At 68.4% G+C, this 1,217-nt stretch carries 2 pseudogenes; one reads left to right on the plus strand and one right to left on the minus strand.

The features are described from left to right. Positions 1-280 (plus strand): annotated as a pseudogene (locus H288_RS35830) (hypothetical protein); the annotation flags it as partial. Positions 281-376: 96 nt separating this feature from the next. Here H288_RS35830 and H288_RS0131940 read toward each other — a convergent pair. Next, a pseudogene (locus H288_RS0131940) lies at positions 377-1,012 on the minus strand (transposase); the annotation flags it as partial. Positions 1,013-1,217 lie beyond the last annotated feature (205 nt).

The following is a 1,217-nucleotide window of genomic DNA, read 5'->3' on the forward strand; positions in this document are numbered from 1 at the left end:
CGACACCTTCCCCGCTCAGCATGAGCGTATCAGAGGTGTCCGCGATGCCGAGGGAGGATCAGTCTACCGCATCCTCAAAGCCGAGGGCCTCAATCGGCTTCCGCCGTCCGAGAAGGCCCACAAGCCGCACGGCAGCTTCAAGGACTTCGAGGTCGGCTTCATCCACGTCGACGTGAAGCACCTGCCCAAGTTGCAAGACCGCGACCGCGTCTCGCGCAAACGCTACCTATACGTCGCCATCGACCGGGCCTCCCGCTACGTGCATCTCGCCGTCAAGGACGACTATCAAGCGACATCCGGAACTGGCTCTTCCGCAGGTTCGGTGCTGACGGTGGGAGGCGCTCGGTCTGGTTTGTCGGGCGGTTTCTGCTCCGCCTCACGCGGCGTGAAGGACGCGCTGCCGGAGCAGGTCGAGGCCGGCGCGGCCGTACATGGAGCGCTTGATCAGCTTCAGGCGGTTCACCTGCCCCTCGACCGCCCCGTTGCTCCACGGCTCGCCGATGGCCGCGTGGACAGCGACCTCGTCCTGCCGCAGCCCGGCGACGAAGCCACCAAGTTCACTCGCGGCGGCCGCCTCCAGCCACGGCTTCAATGCGGCCGGATCGCGGGCGCGCAGGATTGCCCCGAAGCCGCGTACCTGCTCGGCCGCGGCCTGCAGCCTGGGCGCAAGAGCACACAGCGCTGCGATGAAGCGGCGATCCGCGGGCGGAAGGCTGGCCGGATCGCTTATCAGGCACCGCGCGATGCGGCGTGTCGACGGGATGCGGGCCGAGGGCGGTCGAGTTGGAAGGCCCCGGCGCCGTCGCTTCGCCCAGCGCTGGACGATCTCGTAGCCGCCCTCGAAGCCGATGGCGCGAAGCTCGCGATACAGGCCCGCCGCGTTGTGCTGACCCTCCTGCCAGCGCGCCTCGACAAAGCGCAGATGAGCATCGAGCCGGCTCGGGGCCGGCGCCCGGCGATAGGGCACGAACGCTCCCACGCGCAGCCAGCGTCGTACGCTGTTGCGGGAGGCGCTGTCGACGCCGGGTGAATGATGGACGAAGGCGCCGACTGAAAAATCCCCAGTTCTGCGCGCGTCCGCAGGGTCGGAGGCGCTGATCTGGGCAGCCGGGCGTCGTCACCTCGCCGATGATCGAACCTCGTGAGCGCACGAGGAGTGTCGGCGGTGATCCAGCTCGGAGAACTCGTCATGATCCTGGACCTGCACCGCCAGGGCC

Source organism: Methylobacterium sp. 285MFTsu5.1 (assembly GCF_000383455.1).
GTDB lineage: Bacteria > Pseudomonadota > Alphaproteobacteria > Rhizobiales > Beijerinckiaceae > Methylobacterium.